Here is a 23,527-nt window from a genome sequence, read left to right as displayed (position 1 = left end):
CATGAAATGGATGGGCGCAAGCGCGGTTCTTCACTACTATCCGCGCGATTTCACAGAAGAATGCCGGGAGTTAAACATATGAAATCAGCACTTTGGGCCGCAGCGGCCTCGGCCCTCTTGATTGCGGTTCCCGCCTCCGCGCAAGGCGTCAAGATCGGCATCCTCAACGACCAGTCCGGCGTCTATGCCGATTACGGCGGCAAATGGTCGGTCGAAGCGGCCAGGATGGCGATCGAGGATTTCGGCGGCGAAGTACTCGGCCAGAAGATCGAGCTCGTCACTGCAGACCACCAGAACAAGCCTGACCTCGCAAGCTCGATCGCGCGGCGCTGGTATGACGTCGAGAACGTCGACATGATCACGGAGCTGACGACCTCCTCGGTCGCGCTCGCGATCCACGAGCTCTCCAAGGAAAAGAAGAAGATCGACATCGTCGTCGGCGCCGCGACATCGCGCCTCACCGGCGATGCCTGCCAGCCCTACGGCTTCCACTGGGCCTACGACACCCGCGCGCTCGGCGTCGGCACCGGCGGCGCGCTGACCAAAGCCGGCGGCGACACCTGGTTCTTCCTCACCGCGGACTACGCCTTCGGCTACGCGCTGGAGAAGGACACCAGCGAGATCGTCACCGCCAATGGCGGCAAGGTGCTCGGCTCGGTGCGCGTTCCGCTCAATTCGTCGGACTTCTCCTCCTTCCTGCTGCAGGCGCAGAGCTCGAAGGCGAAGATCGTCGGCCTCGCCAACGCCGGCCTCGACACCACCAATTCGATCAAGCAGGCGTCCGAGTTCGGCATCGTCGCGAGTGGCCAGAAGCTCGCGGGCCTCCTGATGACGCTTGCCGAGGTGAACGGCCTCGGCTTGCAGGCCGCGCAAGGCCTGGTGCTGACCGAAGGTTATTACTGGGATCTCAACGACAGGACGCGCAATCTCGGCGAGCGCTTCCTCAAGCGCACCGGGCGGATGCCGAGCATGATCCACGCCGGTACCTATTCGGCGACGCTGAGCTATCTCAAGGCTGTCAAGGCTGCCGGCACCAAGGATCCGGATGCCGTCGCCAAGAAGCTGAAGGAGCTGCCGGTCGACGACGACTTCGCGCAAGGCGGCAAGGTGCTCGAGAACGGCCGCATGATCCACGACATGTATCTGTTCGAGGTCAAAAAGCCCTCGGAGTCGAAGAAGCCCTGGGATTATTACAAGCTGCTCGCCACCGTCCCCGGCGACAAGGCCTTCTTCACCGCCAAGGAGAGCGGCTGTCCGCTGACGAAGTAGGGAAGTGGCACAGCGAGCGCCACACCCGCGCTGTCGTCCCGGACAAGCGCGCCTCAAGCGCGCGCCGATCATCGACCCATAACCACAGGCACGCGTGGTTACGGGGACTCGGAGTGATCAGCTCGCATCACGACATCTTCCTGCGGTTATGGGTCCCGGATCGGCGCTTACGCTTGTCCGGGACGGCAGCGGAATGTGTAGCGGCGGATTGCCTCACACCAACCGCAGCACCACCGCCCCGAGCGCCCCGACCCACAGCGCCATTGCCGCGAGCGCCTGGATCGCAAAGCCGGTGCCGCGCTTGGCCACGGCTTGCGAATAGCCGATGAAATAGACGATCCGGCCGATGATCCAGATCACGCCAATCGCCGCCGCGATGGCGTCGCTGATATAGATCGCGAACAGCCAAAGGGCTGGCAGGACGATCGGCATCCATTCCAACGTGTTCATCTGGATGCGGAAGGCCCGTTCGAAATCCGGATGCCCCGACATCGCAGGTACCTTCACGCCGGTCTTGGTGCGCGAGCGCGAGACGTTGATGGAGGTGAAGAAATAAAACGCGATCGCCAGCAGCGTGACGAGGGCGGTGAGATGATACATCGTCGGTTCCTTCATAGAAATCGCGCCTCAATAGCCGGTCAGCTCGAGATAGCCAATGCCGTCATGTGTGCCGGCAAAGCTGATCGGCCCTTCCCAGTACGAGAAGCCGGTCCCCATCCAGGCGTTCGGATTGAGCGGCTTGCAGAGGATCGAGAATGATCGCGCGGGGATCGCGATCTGCCATTGCACCGGCAACTTGCGTCCCGCAATCTCAGCCGTCGCCTTCGGCATCATCTGGATGTCGCTGCCTGCAATCATCTGCGTCTCGCCGGCCGCGCTGATCCAATTGCCGAACGGATAATTTCTGCCGTCCTTCTGCCGCAGCCGGTACAGCATCAGCTTGTCTCCGGATGACAGATGCAGCGACAGCCAGTCCCAGCCGGTCTGGTCGGCGTCGAGCGGCTGGCTGCTCCATTCCCGGTCCATCCAGGCCTGGCCCGAGACCTCGACCGGCTTGTCGTCGATGCTGAGCGTACCGCGCGCGCGGTAGAACGGCTGACTGTAGTAGTACGAGGCCTGCCCACGCTCCGACTTTCGGCTGAAGCCGCGATCGCCCTGCAGCACGACCGGCCGGTCGGCCTCGAGCGTCAGTGCGTAGCTGAAATCGGCGCCAGCTGCCTTCAGCGACAGCGGCGCCAAAGCGCGGTCATCGGTGCGGTCAAAACTCTTCATCTCCCAATCGTCAATCCAGGCATCGAACGGTTTTGCCGTCACGCCGGCTTGCCCGACGCCACCCCGTGAAAACGTTTCGGAGAAGCGGTGGGTCTCGGCGCGCGTCACCGCGGCATGCGCCATCCAGACCTGCTGATTGGCCCAGCCCTCGCCTTGCGGACCTGGCTGCGCCGCCTGGCGGAACAGCGTCCATTGCAGGCCGCAAGGAGCGCCGCTGCTATCGACGAGGTTTGCCGTGAGATACCACCATTCGATACGAAACTGCGGATGCGGTCCGTGATCTTCGGGGAAGGTGAATGTCTTTCCCGGCGTTACCTTTGCAAACCCATCGGCGGTCTCGCCGAGCCCGGCATAGCCCTGTGCGCCGGCGCGGCGCGCGAGAGCGAGGGCGGCAATGCCGCCGGCGAAGGCGCGCCGCGTGATTCTTTCAACGCTCATTGGCAAACACCTTGACGAGGTTCGCCGGCTGCATCCGCGCCAGCCGCACCATCGGCAGCAGCGCCGCAAGCAGCGAGGCGAACAGCGCCACCGCGACCAGCTCGACCAATTGCAGCGGAAACACATGGAACGGCAGCCGCCAGCCGAATGCTTTCACATTGACGATCGCGATGAGGCACCAGGCGACCAGTAGTCCGAGCGGCACGGCCAGCAGTGCCGTGAACAGCGCGACCGAGAGCGTCTTGGTCAGCTCGATCGCGGCAAGGCGCGGCCGGGTCAGGCCGATCGCCCATAGCGGTGCAAGCTGCGGCAGTCGGGCGTTCGCCAGGGTCAGCAGGCTCGTGAGCAATGCGATTCCGGCGACGCCGAGCGTGAAGGCGTTCAGCGCCGACGTCACCGCGAAGGTGCGGTTGAAGATGCGGATCGATTCCGCCTTCACCGTCGCCTGGTCGGCGATTCTGCGGTCGTCGAGCCCGAACTGCTTCTGCAAAGCCGCAATCAGGCCGGGGATATTCTCTCTCGCGACGATCAGGCCGATCCGCGTCTGCGGCGTCTGCGGAAACTGCCGGATCAATGCGGCGACGTTCACAGTGAGCTGCCCCTTGGGGTTGCCGTAATCGGCATAGATGCCGACGATGTCGAGCTCCCAGGTCCCGCCCGGCGCCGGCACCTCGACGACGTCGCCGATCTGCACGTTCAGCCGCCGGCTCAATTGCTCGCTGATAAAGGCGGCATTGCCCGGCACCAGCCGCGTCCAGGCCCGCGGCGCCGTGTCCAGCAGCGGCCAGCGTTCGCGATAGAGCGCGTGATCGGGCAGACCGAGCAACTCGACCGGCTGGCCCTGAACCTGCGCCTCCGCGCGCCCGCCGGGGAGGATCGCCTGAACATCGCTGCGATCCTTCAGCCAGTTGCGGATCGCCGTACCTTGCGCATTGTCGGAGGCGCTGATGTAGACGTCGGCCGCAAGGCGCCCGTCGAGCCAGCCGATGAAGGTGCGGCTGAAGGTCTCCACCATGGTGGAGACCCCGACGTTGACGGCAAGCGCGAGCAAAAGCGCCATCAGCGCCAGCGACAATCCGGAGAGCTGCTGCCGGCTGTCCGCCCAGAACCACAGCACGAGCGGGCCTCGCGCGAAGCGCTGGCCTACGAGCAGGATGATGTCGAGGAAGGCCGGCAGGATCAGTGCCGCACCGAACATCAACGCGGCCAGCACGCCGAACCCTGCGATCAGTGATTGCCCGTAGTGGAGCAGCAGCAGCGCGACGGCGAACGCGCCGCAGGCTGCACAGCTCTGCAGGATCAGCCAGCGGCGTTGGCGCTGCTGCCAGGCGCCCGGCTGCGCCGTCGCCAGCACCGGCATCCTGATCGCCTTGATCAGGCTGGTCGCCGCCGCCACAAGCGCACCCGCCACGCTGATCCCGATGCCGGCGAGCCACCATTCGGGCCGCAGGCTGAGCTGCCCAGGGATCTGCGCGCCATAGAGTCCGCGCAGCGAGGCCGCGACATCGGGCAGCAGGGCGGCTGCGATGAAATAGCCGCACGCGAGCCCGATCAGGCCTGCGACCAGCGCCAGCGCCACCAGCTCGACCACCAGCACCGTATTGACTAGCCGCGCCGAGGCGCCACAGGCCCGCAAAGTGCGCAGCATTGGCAGCCGCTGCTCGAACGCAAGGCCGACGGCCGAATTGACGATGAACAGGCCGACGAAGAACGACAGCAGGCCGAAGGCGGTGAGGTTGAGATGAAAACTGTCGGTGAGACGCTCGAGCTCCGTCTCCGCATTGGGCTCGACTCGCTCTAACTGCTCGCCGACCACGCTCGCGAGCGGTGCGGGCTTGCCCCTCGGCTTGCCGATCAGCAGCCGCGAGACCTGGTCGGGCTTGCTCAGCAGCCGCTGTGCCACGCCGATATCGACCACGAGCACATCGGGTGCGAGCTGCGGCTGGACCCGCAGCGGCGGCAGCCTTGCGCCGCTGCTGATCGCCGGGGCCGTGCCCTCTGCTTGCTGCAAGCCCCTCAGCGTCTCCCGGGCCACCAACGTCTGGCCGGGCGGAGCAACGAAGCTGCTGAGATCCGTGGCACCCAGGCGTGGCGCGTTGCCGACATCGACCGGCAGCGTGACCGGCTCGATGCCGAGCAGCCGCACTGAATGCCCGTTGATCTGGACGCGTCCCTCCAGCACCGGCGACACCGGCCAGCCGGCGCGGCGGAGCTTTATGAACAGCTCCTGCGGGAAAGTCGCCGCATTGGGAGCGACCAGCATCGCGGTGCGCACGCCGCCGAATGTCGCTGCAGCGCGGTCATAGGCATTGCGGGCCTGCTGATTGATGGCCTGCACCCCGCTCCACAGCGCGGTCGCCGCAATCAGGCCAATCAGCAGCGTCGCGAACTGCATCTTGTGGCGCCGCCAATGGCTGAGCAGCACGGCGAGAACCCAGAGCGCGCGCTTCATGAAATGCGCCCCGCATGCAACGTGAGATGACGGTCGAGCGTGGCGGCGAGATGCAGGCTGTGCGTCACCATCAGGAAGCCGCAGCCGGTGCGCGCGACGAGGTCGCGCGCCAGCGCCAGCACCTCCTCGGCGGTAGCTTCGTCGAGATTGCCGGTCGGCTCGTCCGCCAGCAGCAGCGCGGGCTTTGTCGCCAGCGCCCGGCCGATCGCGACCCGCTGCTGCTGGCCGCCTGATATTTGCTCTGGATACCGTTTGAGCAGGCTGCCGAGTCCGAGGCGCTCGACAAGCTCTTTCGTCCAGGCCGCATCATGCCGGCCGGCGATCCGCGCCTGGAAGGCGAGATTGTCCGCGACGGAGAGGCTCGGGATCAGGTTGAACTGCTGAAAGACCAGGCCAACGCGATTCCGCCGCAAGCTGGCGCGTCCGGCATCCGATAGCGTGGTGACCTCGGCGTCACCCAGCCGGATCGAGCCGCCATCGGCGGCGTCGAGGCCGGCGATCAGGTGCAGCAGGGTGCTCTTGCCGCTTCCGGATTCACCGGTCAGCGCGACGCGCTCGCCAGCCCCGAGATCGAGGTCGACGCCGCGCAGAACATGGACGGGCTCGCCGGCCGAAGAGAAGGTCTTTGAGAGGTTTCGGATGCTCAGCACGATGATGGCGCCGGACGGAATTAACGGAATTGCTGCCTAGCACACCTGATGCGGAAATGCCGGGGTTGCGTTGGCCCTGAAGCCGCTGCTAGCTTCCAAGACGGCCAAATCAAATAGGTACCGAAAAGACATACGGGGAGAATGATGAGCGCTCAGGAAATGCCGAATGTGGCGGCTGGGACGACCAAAACGCCAAAGGGCGCCTGGACTGTTACATTTCTCCTCTTTCTTTTCATGGTGGTGAACTTCGCCGACAAGATCGTGGTCGGTCTCGCCGGCGTGCCGATCATGACCGACATGAAGCTCAGCGCCGAGCAGTTCGGCCTGCTCGGGTCCTCGTTCTTCTTCCTGTTCTCGATCTCGGCCATCGTGGTCGGCTTCATCGTCAACAAGGTGCCGACGCGCTGGGTGTTGTTGACGCTGGCGGTGATCTGGGCGGTGTCGCAGTTCCCGATGGTCGGCACAGTCTCCTTCACCACGCTCTTGATCTGCCGCATCGTGCTGGGGGCGGGCGAAGGGCCGGCCTTCTCGGTCGCCGCGCACGCCATCTACAAATGGTTCCCCGACGAGAAGCGCACACTGCCGACTGCAATCCTGTCACAGGGCTCGGCCTTCGGCGTCATCCTGGCGGTGCCGGCGCTGAACTGGATCATCGTCAACCATTCCTGGCACTACGCCTTCGGCGCGCTCGGCGTCGTCGGCCTGATCTGGGTCGCAGCCTGGCTCGCGCTCGGCAAGGAAGGCCCGCTGGAGGATACCGAGGTCCTGGCCGTCACCGAGCCGAAGATTGCGTACGTGCAGCTGCTGACCTCACGCACCTTCCTCGGCTGCGTGATCGCGACCTTCGGCGCTTATTGGGCGCTGTCGCTCGGCCTCACCTGGTTCACGCCGTTCATCGTCAAGGGGCTCGGCTTCTCGCAGAGCCAGGCCGGCTTCATCTCGATCCTGCCCTGGGTGTTCGGCGCCACCATCGTTCTCCTCACCGGCTGGATCTCGCAGGTGATGATGGCCCGCGGCTACACCACGCGCGTCTCGCGCGGCGTGCTCGGCTCGGTGCCGCTCATCGTCGGCGGCCTGATCCTCACCGCGATGGCGCATGTCGAGGGCGCCGGCCTGCAGATCGCGCTGCTCGTCCTCGGCTCCGGACTCTGCGGCGCGATCTACGTGGTCTGCCCGCCGATGCTCGGCGAGTTCACGCCGGCCTCGCAGCGCGGTGCAGTGCTCGCGATCTACGGCGCGCTCTACACGCTTTCAGGCATCATCGCGCCGAGCGTGATGGGCACCGTGATCCAGCGCGCCAGCAGCATGCTCGACGGCTACCTGACGGGCTTCACTATCAACGCGGTGGTCATGATCGGCTCCGGCGTCATTGGCCTGCTGCTGTTGTGGCCGAACACGGAGAAAGCCAGGCTGACACGTGGTGCGGCGGCGCAGGGCACGGCGCTGAAGGGCGCAGTGTCGCCGACGTAAGTCGCGGCTCTCTCTTACCCTCCCCTGGAGGGGGAGGCTCGCTGCGCATGTAGCGAAGCGGAATGCGTAGCGGGGTGGGTGACGGTGTTTCCCATCCGGCAGTGCCCGAGAGGAGAGATCACCCCACCCCGCTCGCGCTGCGCGCGATCGACCACGGGCGAGCTTCGCTCGTCCCGGACCCCTCCAGGGGAGGGTAAGCGGCTGCCTCGTTAGCCTTCGCAGGAACGACAGTTGAATTTGTGTCGATGCCGACGGCTCAATTTGCTTTCGCCGGCCGGCGCTCCGTGAACGGCGACAGCACCACCGTCGCCACCATGAAGATCACGGACGCGCCGAACACCCAGTGCGGCGCGCTTTGATCCATGATCCAGCCGAACAGCAGCGGTGAGACGATGCCACCGAGGTTGAAGCCGGTAGAGGCGATGCCGAAAGCGCGCCCCGCGGCACCCGGAGGCGCGGCATTGCGCACCAGCATGTCGCGCGAAGGCGCGATCACGCCGGAGAGGAAACCCGCGGTCGCCATCGTCGCCGTCAAGGCCCAGCCCGGCAGCGTCACCAGCGCGATCAGCAGCACGATGGCCGCATTCGCGGCGAAGCAGGCTGCGGCGACATAGCCGTGACGCTCGGTGCGGTCGGCGAGGAAGCCGCCGGCGAGTACGCCCGCGGCGCTTGCGGCGAGAAACGCAGTCAGCGCGACATTGGCGATCGAATAGGACGTGCCGTAGCCGCTCATCAGCGCCACCACGCCGAAATTGTTGATGCCGGCAACCGACAGGCTCAGCAGCATGAACAGCGCAGTCAGCGTGATCAGCGCCGGCGTGATGATGGCCTGCTTTGGCGCGCTCTCGCTGCCGGGCTTCTTCTTGTGCGCACCGGCATCGGGTATGTTCATGATGATCAGCAGCAGCGCCACCGCAATGCCGATCGCGCCCGAGGCGATCAGCGCGCCGGTGCCGCCGGACAGCGTTACGAGCGCGGCCACGATCGCCGGTGCGACGGCGCCGCCGAGAAAGCCGGCAAAGGTATGGATCGAGAAGGCGCGGCCCATCCGCCCCTCGTCCATGTGCTCCGCAAGAATCGCGTAATCGGCGGGATGATAGACGCTGTTGGCAAGACCCAGCAGCACTGCGCAGGCGATCAGCGAGGCGTAGCTGAGATGCAGACCGAGCAGGATCAGCGCGGCGCCGCCGAGCGCGAGCCCGGCCAAGAGAATGCGCCGCGCGCCAAAATGGTCGACGAGGTAGCCGGTCGGCGCCTGGGTTAACCCCGATACCGCCGCGAACACGGTGAGGGCGAAGCCGAGCTCGACATAGCCGACGCCGAGCTTCTCCTTCAGGAACGGAAACAGCATCGGCAGGACCAGCAGATGGAAATGGCTGACCCAATGCGCGATCGAGATCCCCGTCAGCGTGCGCAGCGCACTGTCCGTCTTGCCTTGTTGCGGTGCGGCGAGAACGTCGACCATTGCAGTTCCGTTTCACTCCCGATGGACCGGCAAACTATCGGGGCTGGCGGTTATTTGTCCATGAACGCAGGCGCATGGCAGGTAGTGCGGGCGGGGCCGTGCGGGGTCAGGTGTGCTTCACGCCGTTGTCCCCGGCGAGCGCAGGAACGACAGCGGAGCTGCATCCTCAGAACGGCTCGTCGTCCGGGCCATAGCGATCGCGCTTCGGCGTTGCGATGTCGCCGTCTTCGTAGTCGTCGTCATCGGTCTCGCGCCGGCGCGGGGCCCTCTTCGCCTTGTCGTCCGCGGGCTTCTTCTCGGTGATCTTGGGCGGCTCGCTCGACTTGCCGGTCTTGGCCATGGCTGGTCCCGGATGGGTGATGCTGCATCCGAATCTACCTGCCAAATATGTGCGGCGCCTGATTTATCTCAAGGGGCGACGAGATCGTCAGTGCACCACCGGCCCGCCTGCCTTCTTCCAGGCATCGAGGCCGCCGGCGATATGCGCGGTGTTCGGAAGCCCCGCCTCCTTTGCGGCAGCAACGGCCATCGCCGAGCGTTCGCCGAAGGCGCAGAAGAACACCACGCGCCGCCCGGTTGCGGCCGCGACCTCGCGCAGCATGCCGCCGGGCTTGAGGCTCTCCTCGACGGAGGGATACGGCGTGTGCAGCGCGCCTTCGAGCATGCCGTGCTTCATCCGCTCATTGGTCTCGCGCAAGTCCACCAGCAGGATGTCGGGCCGGCCGAGGCTGCGGATCGCCTCGATCGCGCTGAGCGCGCGGCCTTCCTTCTCCAGCTCTTCCTGGTGCAGGCCGACATGCATGTTGGCGGGAATCGCCACGTCCATCATCTTCGGATTGGGCAGCTTCAGATTGGCCATCAGCTCGACATATTCGTCGACCGAGCGCACCTGGAGCCGTGGATTGTAGCGTTTTTCCTCGCCGATGGTGGAGACGGTGTCGCCCTTGTAGTCGTGGGCCGGAAACACCATCGTCTCGTCCGGCAGCTTCAAGAGGCGGTTGAAGATCGAATCGTATTGCGCGCGCGCCGAGCCGTTCTGGAAATCGGTGCGGCCCGTGCCGCGGATCAGCAGCGTGTCACCGGTGAAGACGCGGTCGCCCATCAAATAAGAATAGGAATCGTCGGTGTGGCCCGGCGTGTACATCACGTCGAGCGACAGGCCCTCGATCGTCACCTTGTCGCCGTCGGCCACCCGCATGGCGACGACGTCGGCCTTGGTCTGGTCGCCCATCACGGTCATGCAATGGGTGCGATCGCGCAGCTCGCCGAGGCCGGTGACGTGGTCGGCATGCAGATGCGTGTCCACCGCCTTGACCAGCTTGAGGTCGAGCTCGCGCAGCAATTGGCAGTAGCGGTCGACCTTCTCCAGCACGGGGTCGAGAATCAGCGCCTCGCCGCCGGGGCGGCTGGCGAGGACGTAGCTGTAGGTGCCCGAAACGCTGTCGAAGAGCTGTCGGAAGATCATGGCAGAACCCGGCTTGGAACTGACTTCCAAGATTCTACTACAATACGGGTCGGAAAGAGAAGTAATTCACTGCATGAGCAGAAAAATTTAGAAGATTATTATTATGGCCGCATGATCGCGGACAAAACACATCATCCCAGTCCTGCAATGCCTGGATTGCCTTCGACGCCTTTCAGCGTCACGCCGGAGCCGAGCCGTTCGGGCATCATCCGGCCCGAGCGCAGATATTTGCCGACCACGTCCCACACCGGCGCGCCCTGCTGGCCGTTGACTGAGGCCCAGCCCGCGACCTTGTAGCGGTGGCTGGCGTTGAGCGCCTTGCCGCTGCCGAGCTTCAGCTCCGAGATGCGGCTGCCGATCGCAGCGTCCGGCGTGCAGGTGTAGCTGAGCCCGCCGGCACGGACCATGTCGCCGCCCTGCTGGTAGTAGGGATCGGCGTTGAAGAGGTTGTCGCAGACGTCCTCGAGCAGGTCCTTGATCTGGGCCCCCGTTATCTCCTGCACATAGGTCTCGGGATAGGTGATCGCGGTTTCCGCCAGCAGATCCTCCATGGTCATGGCCTGGCCGGACAGCGCGGTGACGCCCCAGCGGAAGCCCGGCGACAGCGCGATTTCGGCATCGAGCTCGGTGCGCAGCGCGGTGCAGATCAGCTCGTCCATGGGGCCGGAGAAATTGCCGCGGCGATAAAGCAGCCGGTCGGGCGTCGCGATCTTTTCCGACCAGTCGGCCACGTGCGGTGCACGGACCCGGCCGATCAGCTCGGCCATCGCCGGATCGGGCTTCAGCAGCTCCGAATAGACCGGCAGCAGACGATATCTGGCATCGCTGACTTTGCCGCTGTCGAGCGCGAGATCGAGCACACCCAGAAATTTCCCGTTGGAGCCGGCATTGGTGACGAGGGTCGTACCACCTGCGTTCTTCACCGGCATGGGCTGCGGCACGGCATCATGGGAGTGGCCGCCGAGAATGACGTCGATGCCGGTGATCCGGCTGGCGAGCTTGAGATCCACGTCCATGCCGTTGTGCGACAGCAGCACGACGGCGTCGACCTTGTCGGTGCCGCGCAAGGCATCGACATGCTTCTGCAACTCCTCCTCGCGGATGCCGAAGCTCCAGTCCGGTGTGAACCTCCTGGGATGCGCGATCGGAGTGTAGGGGAAGGCCTGGCCGACGATCGCGATGCGATGCCCGCCGAGCTCCTTGATGACGGAAGGCTTGAACACGCGCCCAGTGGCCTTGTCGAAGGCCGGCGCGTCGTTGAACGCGGCCTCTTCGGTCAGGAACACGTTCTGCGCCAGGAACTCGCCCTTGAAACGCTCGAGATTGTCGCGCAGCGCCTGCTCGCCATAGGTGAATTCCCAATGGCCCGTCATCGCCTCGATGCCGAGCAGATTGGCGACCTCGACCATGTCGCGGCCCTGCATCAGGTTGGCCAGCCCCGTGCCCTGCCAGAGATCGCCGCCGTCGACGAGCAGCGAACGCCGCTCGCCGACATCGGCGCGCAGGCGATCGACCAGCGTCTTCAGATGGGCAAAGCCACCGAGCTTGCCGAAGCGGCCTGCGGACTTCTCGAACTCGAAGCAGGTGAAGGCATAGGCATCGGCGCTGTCGGAGCGGATGCCGAAGCGCTCGAGAAAGGCCCGGCCGACCAGATGCGGCGGCCGTCCCGCCATCTCGCCGATGCCGATATTGACGCTGGGCTCGCGGAAATAGACCGGATTGAGCTGCGCATGCGTGTCGGTGATGTGCAGGATGCGCGCATTGCCGAACCGTTCGAGGTCGTAGATGCTGGCGGCGTCAGCGCCGCGGGCGAGCCGCGGCAGGCCAATCGTTGCCGCGGCAAGGCCTGCACCTTTCAGGAAATCGCGGCGGCGGATCGCCATTCAAGAATTCTCCGCGCCTCTCGTGGGGACTGCGTTCACCGCGGGCAGTCTAGCGGATTTCCATCGCCTTCCAGGCTTCTTTTTCGGAAACAGCCTGGAAGATCGACGCCCTCGCCAGCGCTTCGGCCTCCCTGGCTGCGGCCACCGCACGGCCGAAATCGCCGCCATCGGCAGCCCTTTTCGCGGCCGCCAGCGCAGATACGGTCACCGTCCACTGGTTGCGCATGCCCGCCGCCTCGTTGGAGGCGGCTTCGGCGGCGGCATAGGCCGCCTTGTAGTCCGCCTCGCTCGCCGCGCGCGCGGATGGCGCAAGGCTCAAGGCGAGCAGCATGGCCAAGCCAAGTGACAGCTTCATGGCCGTGCTCCCGGTCCCGAGATCGGCAGGCCGTTGGCGACGTAGGACAGGAAATATTCGACGTCGCGATATTCATCCGACTGCGGCTCCAGTGGAACCGCGCGGGTCTGGCTGTTGCAGGTAACGAAGCGGCGGCTGGTCGTGCCCATGCCGCTCCATTCGGAGCGGTAGATCGGCATCGCGTTGAGGATGCCGAGCGCTGGGGCGAGGGTCTCGGCGCGGATGCGCTCGCCCGGGCTCTGCACGTGGCAGCTCGCGCAGGAGAAATTCATCTGGCCGCGCCGCGTGTAGAAATAGCGCTTGCCGTTCTCGTACGCCGCCAGGGCGCGGGGATCGTCGGGTATCTTGATGTCCATCAGCTTGCCGCGCGAGGTGTAGGCCATGTAGGCGGTGAGCGAGGCCATCTCGTCCTTGATGTAGGAATAGGGCGCCTCGCCATTGGCCTCGCGGCAGCGGTTGAGCGCGAGCTCCAGCGTGATGACCTTGCCTTCCCCGCTGTCGAAGTACGGATAATTCTGGCGGATGCCGATGCCGCCGTTCGGGAAGCAGTCGGCATAGGTCTTGCCGTTCTTGAACGGGGTCGAGAACATCTCCTTGCCGGCCTCGAGCGCGAACTCGTAAGGCGGGAATTCCTCCTTCTCCTGCCACTGCCGCTTCATGTCCTCGTTCATGGAATACGGACCGTTGACGAAGTCCTCGTGCTTCACGTTCGGAAATTTCTGGAAGAAGAAGTTCTGGAACGCCTTGGCGTCGGCGACGGGATCGACCTTGTCGGCAGCGATCACGCGCGGCGCGGCGAGCGCGAACGCGACGAGCGCAGCGCTGAGCGAGCCAAGCAGGAGGTGGATGCGGGCCTTCATCACGCGATCTTCGCGGTGGTCGTATCCGAGCCGCCCTTGTTGTCGGTCCAGGAGATCTTGAGCTCGTCGCCCTTCTTGGCGCCCTTGAAGCTGAACTTGACGTAGGGGTCCTTGGAGACCGCTGTGCCCCAATCGGCGACGAACACGTCCTTGCCGTTACATTCGAACTTCAGCTGCTGGATGAAATGCGCCGGGATCAACTCGCCCTTGGAGTCCTTGACGAGGCCGGTGTCCATGGGGTGCTGGATCAGCGTCTGCACCTCGGTGATGTCGCCGGTCGATGTTGCGCGCACGCGAATGCTGGATGCCATGTCGAACTGCCTCGCTTAGCCGCCGCAACCGCCGACGGTGACCTTGACCTCCTTGGTCGCGCTGTAGAGCTTGCCGTCGGCCTCCACGATCGCGGTCAATTTCGTGGTCCTGGCCATCTTGAGCCGGTTGGCGACGGCAGGGATCGTGCCATCGGGAATCCTGTAGCTGGCCGCCAGCGCGCTCGGGTTTTCCGCCACGAAGAACGAGATCGAGGTGACCTTGTCCAGCGTCGTCGTCACCGAGATCGGCACGACGCCGCCGTTCTCGGCGATCTCCGGCGCATCCAGCTTGACCTTGTCCGACGGCTCGGCGGCCTTGCCGTAGAGCGCCTTGATCGCATCCGCCTCGCTCTTCTGCCTGAAGGCCTCTTCCGGATATTTGTCGTTCGCCGCGGCGCGCGCGGGCGCGAACGGCAGATTGCCGAGGCCGAGTAGCGCCACGGAGGCAGCGCCCTGAAGGATCAGGCGCCGCGTCGGATGAGGCCTCCAATGAGGCTTGGGGGTCGTGGTCATCTCAAGTCTCCTAGGGGCCGCCGGCGGTTACAGGGTCTGCAGGAAATCAACAATCGCGTTGATCTCCTGCTCGGTCAAAATCCGGTTCCGGCCGAACGGCGGCATCATGGTTTGCGGATTGCGCTTGGTCTCGTCGAAGATGATCGCGGTGAGCTCGTTGCGATCGGGGTATTTGGCCTTGATCTCCTTCAGCTCCGGTCCGATCGTCCCCGGCAGGTCGCCGCCTTTGATGACGTGGCAGGTGAGGCAATTGCCCTTGCCGCGGTCGAAGGCGAGCTTCTGGCCCTCCGTCACGGTGGATTGCGCCCCCGCCGGGGCCATTGCCGCGCCGGCGAGGAGGGCCAGCGCAGCAAGCAGAGCGGGCTGGCGAGGAAAGGCGGTCAAGGCATCGTCCCGGCGTTATCTCGATGATCTCGTTTGCGGAATTGTTCAAAAGCACAAAGGCCATCGCCTGACAATCAAGACTATGCACGCGGTGAAATGGAGTTAATATCCTGCGCATTGCAACTGACGAGATAGTTCGTTCATTCGGATGGGCGTGAACTAGCAGATTATTCTCGGACGTTTGGCCGCCTTTTCTGGTTCGCATTTTTTGGGGACGTCACTTGGCTGAATATGTGGTCGAATTTGGCAGGGATGGCGGACGGGTCGAGCCGGATGGCCGGCTCGATGCGCCGGCCTTCCATCGCAATCACGAACCGATCTGGGCAGCGCTGGAAAAGCATCTCGCGGATGCGACCGGCAACGTCGTGGAACTCGGCAGTGGAACCGGGCAGCACGTGGTGCATTTCGCCCGCCACACGCCGGGCCTGATCTGGTGGCCGAGCGATCTCAACCAGCGCCACCTCAAGAGCATCGAAGCCTGGCGCGTGCATGCCGGCCTGCCGAACATCCGTTCACCCCTGCGCATCGACCTCACCGATCCCGACTGGTGCCCGGAAATGAAAAGCGGGCAGGGGCCGACCAGCCTCGCGGCCGTGTTCTGCGCCAATGTCATTCACATCGCGCCCTGGGCCGTGGCCGAAGGCCTGTTCGCCGGCGCGGGCCGTTATCTGCGCCGCGACGGCAAGCTGTTCCTCTACGGCCCCTTCAAGCGCGACGGCAAGCATACCGCGCTCAGCAATGCGGTGTTCGACACCTCCTTGCGCGAGGGCAATCCCGAATGGGGCGTGCGCGACGTCGTCGACGTCGAGAAGCTGGCGAAGGCGGCAGGCCTCGGCCTCGTCGACACGATCGAGATGCCCGCGAACAATCTGACGCTGGTGTTTGCAAGAGGCTAGGAGGTCGTCATGCCCGGGCTTGTCCCGGGCATCCACGTTCTTCGGGCGGTAAGGCAAGGCGTGGATGGCGGGGCCAAGCCCGGCCATGACGATGTGGAGACGTCAGCGCACCCAACTCTAGCCTTCATCCCGCCACCCGATCTTCTCCTTCAAGAACCGATAGCCCAGCACCTCGAAACCGGCGCGCTCCTTGTTGTCCTTGCCGTAGCCGTGGCCGCCTGCGGGCGGCTCGTAGAACCAGGCCTCATAGCCCATGGCCTGCAGCTTTGCCGCCATCTTGCGGGCATGGCCGGGATGGACGCGGTCGTCGCGCCGCGTGGTCGCAATCAGGATCGGCGGGTACGACTGGCCGTCCCTGACGTTGTGATAGGCGGAGTAGGTCTTCAGCCATTCCCATTCCTCCGGCTTGTCGGGATCACCATATTCCGCGATCCAGCTCGCGCCGGCGAGCAGCTTGGTGTAGCGGCGCATGTCGATCAGCGGGATGGTACAGAACAATGCGCCGAAACGCTCGGGATAGCGCACCAGCATGTTGGTGATGAGGATGCCGCCGTTCGATCCGCCCTGCGCGGCGATGCGTTTTGCGCTCGTCACACCGCGGCGGACGAGATCGGCCGCGACCGCGGCGAAATCGTCATGTGAAAGCTTCTTGCCGGCAAGCCGTCCGGCATCGTGCCAGCGCGTGCCGAACTCGCCGCCGCCGCGCAGATTCGCCTGCACAATCGTGCCGCCGCGCTCCAGCCACAACTTGCCGAGCGAGGAATTGTAGTACGGCTTCACCGAGTGACCAAAGCCGCCATAGGCGCTCAGATAGACCGGCGCATCGCCGGTCTCGCCGGCAGGGCCCGTCTGCACATAGGGGATACGCTCGCCGTCAACGGAGATCGCCTCGTGCTGCGTCACCACGAGGCCATCGGCGGTGAACGTCTTCGGCGCCTGCTTCAGCACGATCGGGCTTGCGACGCCGCGCTCGATCAGCAGCAGCGCCGGCGGTGTCAGCGGATCCTGCACATTGGCGAGCAGATCGCCATTGCTCTCCGATGCATGGCGGTCGAGCGGCCAGACATCGACGACGCCGATCTGCGGCAGGCCGCCAAGTGTCTCGCGGCTCCAGCTAGTGGCAGACGGTGTGCAGATCTCGAAGCGAGGTTTGAGCTCGTCGAGAATCGACATCACCAGCTTTCCTTCCGCCCAGAACAACCCTTGCAGCGCGCGCCGCGGTGCGGGCTCGAACAGGACGACAAAATCGCGGCTGCCGGCGAGGAAGGCCGAGAGCGAGATGCCGAGCACGGTGTCGGTGGCATAGGTCCGGCCATCGACCTGCCAGTCCTTGCGTAGCTTCATCGCGAACCAGTCGCCATGCGCCTGCATCCAAATCCCGGTCGGCAGATCGAGCTTCGTCGTCGTGCCGGCCGCATCGCGCAGCCAGATGGCGTGGTTGAAGAAGTCGATCTGGTCGACGATCCAGACCCGGGGCGCCGCTCCGGTGTCGTCGGCCATGCCATAGATCACCATGTGATCGGCGGTGGTCTCGATGACCATCTGTGCCTGATCGACCGGTTGGCCGCGCCGCCATAGGCGGACGGTGCGCGCATAGCCCGAGCTCGTCGCCATGTCCTCGCCATGCGCGCTTGACAGCAGCAGCGTGTCGGCATCGAGCCAGTCGACGCCGCCTTTCGCTTCCGGCAGCGCAAAGCCGTTCGCCACGAAACTTTTCGTGGCGAGGTCGAATTCCCGCAAGGTGACGGCATCGCTGCCGCCGCGCGACAGGCTCAAGATCGCCCGCGAGCTTCCCGGCATCGTGGCGATACCGCTAAGCAACCAGTCCTCGTCTTCGCTTCTCGCGAGCTGGTCGATGTCCAGCATGGTCTCCCATGCCGGATCGGCTTTGCGAAATTCCGCAAGCGAAGTCCGCCGCCACAGGCCGCGCGGGTTGGCGGCGTCTTTCCAGAGATTGTGCAGGTCGTTGCCGCGCCGGCTGACATAGGGAATGTTGTCAGGTCGGTCATAGATCGCCGCGAGGATGTCGCGATCGTGCTCGAAGGCCTTGCCGCCGAACGCGGCGAGCGTCAGGCTGTTCTGCCGCTCGACAAAATCGAGCGCCTGCCGGCCCTCGATCTCCTCCAGCCACAGCCAGGGATCGTCGTCGGGCGCTTGAAGCGTGGGCCTGTCGTCGACGGACATGAAGGTAACTCCCGGAAGATCGCGGCGGATAGGATTTGATCGAGCGCAAGCCGTCAAGGGTGCGCAGCGTTATCATTCCAGCGATTGCGTCAGGGGCATGGCCCGCGCCCGTTTGCGCCGGTTGCCGGCCCTCTCTCACCCCTCCATAGTGCCGCGAATAAACAGAGCCCTTTGGGCGGAAATGCCGATGCTGGACGTGACTGCAGCCCATGAGATCGCCGACGATGCCCGCGTGCGTGCCAACGTCGTGCGCCTTGCCGCCGCGCAGGCGTTGACCGGCGCGAATTCGGCGGTGATCTTCGCCACCGGCGCGATCGTCGGCGCCACGCTCGCGCCCGACATGTCGTTCGCGACCGTGCCGATCTCGATGTATGTGGTCGGGCTCGCCGCCGGGACGCTGCCGACCGGCGCGATCTCGCGCCGCTTCGGCCGCCGCGCCGCCTTCGTCATCGGCACGGGTCTCGGCACGCTCACCGGCCTGCTCGGCTCGCTCGCAATTCTGCGCGGCTCGTTCGCGCTGTTCTGCTTTGCTACCTTCCTCGGCGGTCTCTACGGCGCGGTGGCGCAATCCTATCGCTTCGCCGCCGCGGATGGCGCCAGTGCGGCCTACCGGCCGAAGGCCGTGTCCTGGGTGATGGCGGGCGGCGTGTTCGCCGGCGTGCTCGGTCCGCAGCTCGTGCAATGGACCATGGATGTCTGGCAGCCTTATCTGTTCGCCTTCAGCTTCCTGGTGCAGGCCGCCGTCGCGCTGATCGCGATGGGCATCGTCGCCGGCGTCGATATGCCGAAGCCCGCGCCGGCCGATCTGCACGGCGGCCGGCCGCTGCTCACGATCGTGTCCCAGCCGCGCTTCATCGCGGCAGCGCTGTGCGGCGTCATCTCCTATCCCATGATGAACCTGGTCATGACCTCGGCGCCGCTTGCGATGAAGCTGTGCGGCCTGTCCGTGTCCGATTCCAATTTCGGCCTGCAATGGCACATCGTTGCGATGTACGGGCCGAGCTTCTTCACGGGCACGCTGATCGCGCGCTTCGGCGCTCCGAAGATCGTCGCCGCCGGCCTGCTGCTGGAAGCGGGCGCCGCCATCATCGGTCTCTCCGGCCTTACGGCGATGCATTTCTGGGCGACGCTGATCGTGCTCGGCGTAGGCTGGAATTTCTCGTTCATCGGCGCCTCCGCGCTGGTGCTGGAGACGCATCGCCCGCAGGAGCGCAACAAGGTGCAGGCCTTCAACGATTTCCTGGTGTTCGGCATGATGGCGATCGGCTCGTTCTCATCGGGCCAGCTGCTCGCCAATTACGGCTGGTCCGCGGTGAACCTCGTGGTGTTCCCGCCGGTGGTGCTGGGCCTTGCGGTGCTCTCGCTGGTCTCCTGGGCGAAGCGCCGCAAGGCGCGGCTGGAGGCGGCCATGGGCGAATTCCCCGACGCCGTGTGAGTGGCGGGAGGTTGTCAGCAGCGTTGACACTTCGATCCAGGTCGAAGTGATTTTCTGAGGAAGGTTATTTAGATGTCGTCATGGCCGGGCTTGTCCCGGCCATCCACGTCTTTGCGAGGTCGGAAGAAGAACGTGGATGCCCGGAACAAGTCCGGGCATGACGGAGCAAAACAAACGGCAGATGAAATGCTCGACAATCCTCAGACCCCAGCGGCCCACGAATCCTCGCTCCGCTATGAAGGCTGGCGCATCGTCGCGGTCTGCTTCCTGCTCGCCACCTTCGGCTGGGGGCTCGGCTTCTACGGCCAGAGCGTCTATGTCGCCGAGCTGCAGCGCGCGCGGGGCTGGCCGGCCTCGCTGATCTCCTCCGGCACCACGTTCTTCTACCTGTTCGGCGCGCTGTTGGTCGTCTTCGTCGGCGAGGCCGTGCGGAAATACGGTCCGCGGCTGAGCCTGATCGCCGGGACGCTGGCGATGGCGGCGGCTGCGGTCGCGATCGGCGCGGTGCGCGAGCCCTGGCAGCTCTATCTCGCTAATGCCGTGCTCGCCTTCGGCTGGGCCGGCACCAGTCTTGCCATGATCACCAATACGATCAGCCTGTGGTTCGACGAGAAGCGAGGCATGGCGATCAGTCTCGCGCTCAATGGCGCCAGCTTCGGCGGCATCGCCGGCGTGCCGCTGCTGGTGGCGTTGATCGGCCATATCGGCTTTGCCGGTGCGATGTACGCCGCCGCCGGCGCCATGCTGGTGCTGCTCGTGCCGGTCATCCTCCTTCTCGTCGGCCGCCCGCCCGATCGCCACGGGTGGCAGGCGGGGGCGAAGGCGAAGCCGCAATCATCGACTGAGATCCGCGCCTGGGCGCTGCGGGACGCCGGCTTCCTCACGGTGACGATCGCCTTCGCCCTGGTGCTGTTCGCCCAGGTCGGCTTCATCGTGCATCTGATCTCGTTCCTCGATCCCGTGATCGGACGCGAGCGCGCCGCCGTGGCCGTCGCGGTGCTCACCGCGATGGCGGTGGTCGGCCGCGTGCTGTTCTCGCTGGTGATCGACCGCATCAATCAGCGCCTCGCGTCCGCGCTGTCGTTCCTCAGCCAGGCCGCCGCGCTTCTCTTCGTCGTCAACCTGCACAACGATTACGTGCTGATCGCGGCCTGCGCCGTGTTCGGCTTTTCGGTCGGCAACCTCATCACGCTGCCCTCGCTCATCGTGCAGCAGGAGTTCGACTCCGCCGCCTTCGGCGTGCTGATCAGCCTCAACACGGCGATCAACCAGGTGACCTACGCGTTCGGTCCCGGCGTGGTCGGTTTCCTGCGCGATCTCTCCGGCGGCTATACGCTGCCCTTCTATCTCTGCATCGTGCTGGAGGTGATGGCGGCGGCGCTGATCATGGTGCGGGGGAGGCCGCGTCTCTCTGGGATGACATCCGCTTAGCGCGGCGTCGGAGCATGGTCCGGAAAAGTGTGTAGCGGTTTTCCGAAAAGATCATGCTCAAAAGAATAACCTAAAGCGCGATGACGATCCCAATCGCATCGCGCTTTAGTCCGCCACGATCTTGACGCGGTCGCGCACCTTCACCTGCGCGGTGCGATCGAGGCCGTTCAGTACGCGGAAGCGCTCGGCGGGATGGTCGACGCCGGCCATGCGGTGGGAGAGCGACTCCACGGTATCGCCGGGCTGCACAGTGATGACCTTGATGCGCAGCGGGCGCGCGGCCTGGATTTCCTCCAGCGTCAGCCGGCGGAACGAGTTGACGGTCTCGCGCGCATTCCGCTCGCTCTCGGTCGATTTCTGCCGTGCCGCGAAGATGAAGCGATAGACGTCGCTGCCGAAGCGCAGCGCATAGACCTTGAACTGCCACTGGTCGCCCTTGGCGGTGGCGGACGCCGCTGGAAAACCGTTGACGGTGAGATCCTCGGTCGAAGCCTTCTCGACGCCTTCCATCCAGCCGGAATTGAGGTAGTCGCCGAGCGACTGTTCGGCCGGCACGCGCACGACGTCGAAGCGCATCGCCTGCGCGCCGCCCTCGCGGACGCCGATCACGGCCTGCGCGGTGTTGTCGAGCGTGAAATTGTCCGGCGCCTGGAAGGTGAAGCCGAGCTTCGGATGCAGGAAGCGCCGGCCGCGGACAAAACCTTCGCTCGGGTCTTCGCCATAGACGAGATTGTCGATCGCGGCGAGATAGCTTTCGCGATCGCGCTCGGCGCCTTCAGGCGCGGTGTATTGGCGGGCAATGTTCTGCGCGTTCTGGACGCGTTCCGGAGTTGCCGGATGCGACGAGGTGAAATCCTGCGCGCGCGGATCGAGCGAGCTCTTGCCGGCCTTCAGCTCGGCATTTCGCTCCATCGCGGACAGGAAGCGCGCCGCGCCGTACGGGTCGAAATGCGCCTTGGCGGAGATGCCGACGCCGATGCCGTCGGCCTCGAACTCCTGCTTGCGCGAGAAGCTCGCCATGGTGAGCTTGGTCTTGGCCAGCGCCAGCGCGGTGAGGTCGGGATCGTTGCTCATGTCGGTGACGACGCGGGTGACGATCGCGGCCTGGCGGGCCTGGTCCTCGCGCATCGCCGCGTGCTTGGACAGCACATGCGCCATCTCGTGGCTGAGCACGGAGGACAATTCGGAGGTGTCGCTGGCGAGCGCGAGCAGGCCGCGCGTGACATAGAGCTGGCCGTTGGGCAGCGCGAAGGCGTTCACCGCCCCGGAATTGAGGATGGTGACCTTGTAGCCCTGGTCGGGCCGCTCGGAGGCCGCGACCAGCCGGTCGACGGTCTTGCTGACGAGCGCCTCGAGCTTGGGATCGTCATAGGTCCCGCCATAGCTCGCCAGGATGCGCTCGTGCTCCTTCTCGGTGGCCGGGGTTTGGGCGACGGCGGGCTTCGGCTTCGGCATCGCGACGGCTGCCGGGGTCGCCGCAGTCTGGAACCGGCCCATATCGCCGCAGCCAGCGAGAAGTCCGCCCAGCGCAAGGCAAAGCGCGGCCGGCGCAGCCCGCAGGCGGCGGCAATCGCCCAGTCCGTGCCGTTCTAGCACCCCATTCACGTCGTTTAACCCGTGCCCGGCCTGTCTTAAGGCCTTACCCCTGTCGGCTCGTTTGCGCCCAGCAACTCGATCTGCCCCACGAGGCGTACATCGATGCGTGGCCCCGTATTCCCCTCAACCCAGCCCCGAACGCGAATACGCCGATTCTCCAGGGACTTAAGGGCCATACCAGCGCTTTCGAACGCCGCTAGCGTGCGCTTTGAAATAGTCACGGCAAAGCCGCGTGTCCAGTTTCGTCCGAAGTTGAGGTAGGTCGTTGCCCCAGCTTGCCGGACCGACAGGACTTTGCCTTCGACCACCGTAAAGCGCCCGATCTCCGCCAAAATATCGTCCGGACTTTCCGCGTTTTTTATGGCCGACGGGTCAGCCCAGCTGCCCATTTTTTGGCGCCGCGCCGCAGCTTCGGACGCCATCAGGGCGGCCGCGCAGTCCTTGTCCAGGATCTCGGCGGAGGCGATGGCATCGCCCCGAGCGAGCAGCATGGCCTGCACCGAGATGTCGCCTTCGCCGATGAAGACAAGCGCACTCTGGCGGCCGTAGCGATCAGGCGTGTCGTCAGCGCTCCGCAGCATCACGTCGTGGCCGGCGAGCAGCGAGGTCAGCGCCTGCTTCGTGGTCGCGGTCGGCGCGATGCCGCTGAGGCGGATCTCGCGCCCGTCATCGAGCCGCACGCTGCGCGCATCGACGATGGCAGCGACGCGGCCTTCGCCTTGGGACTCGAACTGGCAGGGGCCCGCGAATGCCGAGCTACTTGCGACGAGAAGACATGCGACGATGAAGCGAAGCCGTTGCGTCACGTGATCCGGAGAGGTTGCATTGCGGCCGGACTTTAACTCATGCGTGGTGAGACGCGAAGGGGCTTTCTCACACCCTTCATTGCGAGGAGCTCTTCGCGACGAAGCAATCCAGACTGTTTCCGCGGACGCATTTCTGGATTGCTTCGCGGAGCCTGTCATCGGGCCGCGCTTCGCGCGGACCCGTTGGCTCGCAATGACAATGCGGGGACAGCTTCCGTCCTCGCGGCATTCCGCTTTGCGGAAAGCGCGCATTGATCATTCATCTGCATCGCACCTGCGCTTGCTGCACTCTTGCGCATGCGGCATGATTGCGGCAACAGCGAATAGCCAAGAGCAATAACCCAAGAGCAATAACCAAGCCGCCATCAGAGCACGGCGCGATAAGGGAGGTC

The 23,527-nt window shown here is 65.1% G+C and carries 21 protein-coding genes; 5 read left to right on the top strand and 16 right to left on the bottom strand.

The window, feature by feature from the left end:
• The first annotated feature begins 78 nt into the window (after positions 1–78).
• Positions 79–1,269, top strand: a complete 1,191-nt coding sequence (locus I6F28_RS22290) for an ABC transporter substrate-binding protein (protein WP_036014626.1) — start codon at positions 79–81, stop codon at positions 1,267–1,269.
• Between the two features lie 213 nt (positions 1,270–1,482).
• Here I6F28_RS22290 and I6F28_RS22285 read toward each other — a convergent pair whose 3' ends face one another.
• Genes I6F28_RS22285 through I6F28_RS22270 form a run of 4 tightly spaced genes read right to left on the bottom strand, consistent with a single transcriptional unit; the run spans position 1,483 to position 6,081 of the window.
• The gene (locus I6F28_RS22285) at positions 1,483–1,869 is read right to left on the bottom strand and encodes an MAPEG family protein (protein ID WP_057027794.1); all 387 of its coding nucleotides are present in this window, start codon (positions 1,867–1,869) and stop codon (positions 1,483–1,485) included.
• Positions 1,870–1,896: 27 nt separating this feature from the next.
• A complete protein-coding gene (locus tag I6F28_RS22280; RefSeq protein ID WP_225141076.1) occupies positions 1,897–2,979 on the bottom strand; it encodes a lipocalin-like domain-containing protein in 1,083 nt (360 codons plus the stop codon).
• Positions 2,969–5,431 (bottom strand): FtsX-like permease family protein, encoded by a 2,463-nt coding sequence (locus I6F28_RS22275; RefSeq protein WP_225141074.1) that lies wholly within the window; start codon positions 5,429–5,431, stop codon positions 2,969–2,971. The genes I6F28_RS22280 and I6F28_RS22275 overlap by 11 nt, the downstream gene beginning before the upstream one ends.
• Complete coding sequence (locus I6F28_RS22270) at positions 5,428–6,081, bottom strand: ABC transporter ATP-binding protein (RefSeq protein ID WP_036014611.1); 654 nt, start codon at positions 6,079–6,081, stop codon at positions 5,428–5,430. The genes I6F28_RS22275 and I6F28_RS22270 overlap by 4 nt, the downstream gene beginning before the upstream one ends.
• Positions 6,082–6,225: 144 nt before the next feature.
• Between I6F28_RS22270 and I6F28_RS22265 the strand changes: the two genes are divergently transcribed.
• Positions 6,226–7,551, top strand: coding sequence for an MFS transporter (locus tag I6F28_RS22265; protein WP_109145517.1), 1,326 nt, complete (start codon positions 6,226–6,228; stop codon positions 7,549–7,551).
• A 256-nt stretch (positions 7,552–7,807) separates the two neighbouring features.
• Here the strand turns inward: I6F28_RS22265 and I6F28_RS22260 are convergent, their stop codons facing one another.
• From I6F28_RS22260 to soxX, 9 genes are all read right to left on the bottom strand, one after another.
• The gene (locus I6F28_RS22260; protein WP_225141072.1) at positions 7,808–9,016 is read right to left on the bottom strand and encodes an MFS transporter; all 1,209 of its coding nucleotides are present in this window, start codon (positions 9,014–9,016) and stop codon (positions 7,808–7,810) included.
• A 166-nt stretch (positions 9,017–9,182) separates the two neighbouring features.
• Complete coding sequence (locus I6F28_RS22255; RefSeq protein WP_036014608.1) at positions 9,183–9,356, bottom strand: hypothetical protein; 174 nt, start codon at positions 9,354–9,356, stop codon at positions 9,183–9,185.
• Positions 9,357–9,443: 87 nt separating this feature from the next.
• Complete coding sequence (locus tag I6F28_RS22250; protein ID WP_036042512.1) at positions 9,444–10,481, bottom strand: MBL fold metallo-hydrolase; 1,038 nt, start codon at positions 10,479–10,481, stop codon at positions 9,444–9,446.
• 131 nt (positions 10,482–10,612) lie between these two features.
• Positions 10,613–12,364 carry a thiosulfohydrolase SoxB gene (gene soxB, locus I6F28_RS22245; protein ID WP_225141070.1) on the bottom strand — a complete coding sequence of 584 codons (1,752 nt, stop codon included), beginning with the start codon at positions 12,362–12,364 and terminating at the stop codon, positions 10,613–10,615.
• 49 nt (positions 12,365–12,413) lie between these two features.
• Complete coding sequence (locus tag I6F28_RS22240; RefSeq protein ID WP_225141068.1) at positions 12,414–12,719, bottom strand: hypothetical protein; 306 nt, start codon at positions 12,717–12,719, stop codon at positions 12,414–12,416.
• Positions 12,716–13,579 carry a sulfur oxidation c-type cytochrome SoxA gene (gene soxA, locus I6F28_RS22235; RefSeq protein WP_225141066.1) on the bottom strand — a complete coding sequence of 288 codons (864 nt, stop codon included), beginning with the start codon at positions 13,577–13,579 and terminating at the stop codon, positions 12,716–12,718. The genes I6F28_RS22240 and soxA overlap by 4 nt, the downstream gene beginning before the upstream one ends.
• Complete coding sequence (soxZ, locus tag I6F28_RS22230) at positions 13,579–13,890, bottom strand: thiosulfate oxidation carrier complex protein SoxZ (RefSeq protein WP_036014600.1); 312 nt, start codon at positions 13,888–13,890, stop codon at positions 13,579–13,581. The genes soxA and soxZ overlap by 1 nt, the downstream gene beginning before the upstream one ends.
• Positions 13,891–13,905: 15 nt before the next feature.
• Complete coding sequence (gene soxY / locus I6F28_RS22225; protein ID WP_036014597.1) at positions 13,906–14,403, bottom strand: thiosulfate oxidation carrier protein SoxY; 498 nt, start codon at positions 14,401–14,403, stop codon at positions 13,906–13,908.
• Between the two features lie 27 nt (positions 14,404–14,430).
• Positions 14,431–14,787, bottom strand: a complete 357-nt coding sequence (soxX, locus tag I6F28_RS22220; protein ID WP_524536112.1) for a sulfur oxidation c-type cytochrome SoxX — start codon at positions 14,785–14,787, stop codon at positions 14,431–14,433.
• A 221-nt stretch (positions 14,788–15,008) separates the two neighbouring features.
• Between soxX and I6F28_RS22215 the strand changes: the two genes are divergently transcribed.
• Positions 15,009–15,683, top strand: coding sequence for a DUF938 domain-containing protein (locus I6F28_RS22215; RefSeq protein ID WP_036014591.1), 675 nt, complete (start codon positions 15,009–15,011; stop codon positions 15,681–15,683).
• A gap of 117 nt (positions 15,684–15,800) precedes the next feature.
• Here I6F28_RS22215 and I6F28_RS22210 read toward each other — a convergent pair whose 3' ends face one another.
• Positions 15,801–17,867, bottom strand: coding sequence for a prolyl oligopeptidase family serine peptidase (locus I6F28_RS22210; RefSeq protein ID WP_225141064.1), 2,067 nt, complete (start codon positions 17,865–17,867; stop codon positions 15,801–15,803).
• Positions 17,868–18,054: 187 nt separating this feature from the next.
• On the opposite strand from I6F28_RS22210, the gene I6F28_RS22205 reads away from it, so the two are divergent.
• Together I6F28_RS22205 and I6F28_RS22200 are read left to right on the top strand one after the other, a co-directional pair.
• Positions 18,055–19,302 (top strand): MFS transporter, encoded by a 1,248-nt coding sequence (locus I6F28_RS22205; RefSeq protein ID WP_225141062.1) that lies wholly within the window; start codon positions 18,055–18,057, stop codon positions 19,300–19,302.
• 186 nt (positions 19,303–19,488) lie between these two features.
• Entirely contained in the window at positions 19,489–20,733 is a 1,245-nt protein-coding gene (locus I6F28_RS22200; RefSeq protein ID WP_225141060.1) for an MFS transporter, read from the top strand.
• A 105-nt stretch (positions 20,734–20,838) separates the two neighbouring features.
• On the opposite strand, the gene I6F28_RS22195 is transcribed toward I6F28_RS22200, so the two are convergent.
• Together I6F28_RS22195 and I6F28_RS22190 are read right to left on the bottom strand one after the other, a co-directional pair.
• Positions 20,839–22,329 (bottom strand): M48 family metalloprotease, encoded by a 1,491-nt coding sequence (locus I6F28_RS22195; RefSeq protein ID WP_036014583.1) that lies wholly within the window; start codon positions 22,327–22,329, stop codon positions 20,839–20,841.
• Between the two features lie 35 nt (positions 22,330–22,364).
• Positions 22,365–23,135: a thermonuclease family protein gene (locus tag I6F28_RS22190; RefSeq protein ID WP_225113658.1), complete on the bottom strand. Its 771-nt coding sequence runs from the start codon at positions 23,133–23,135 to the stop codon at positions 22,365–22,367.
• Positions 23,136–23,527: the final 392 nt, after the last annotated feature.

This window comes from Bradyrhizobium sp. NBAIM14 (assembly GCF_020193895.1).
GTDB lineage: Bacteria > Pseudomonadota > Alphaproteobacteria > Rhizobiales > Xanthobacteraceae > Bradyrhizobium > Bradyrhizobium yuanmingense.
The sequence above is the reverse complement of the archived record's forward strand: the minus strand, read 5'-3'. Positions and strand labels throughout refer to the sequence as shown.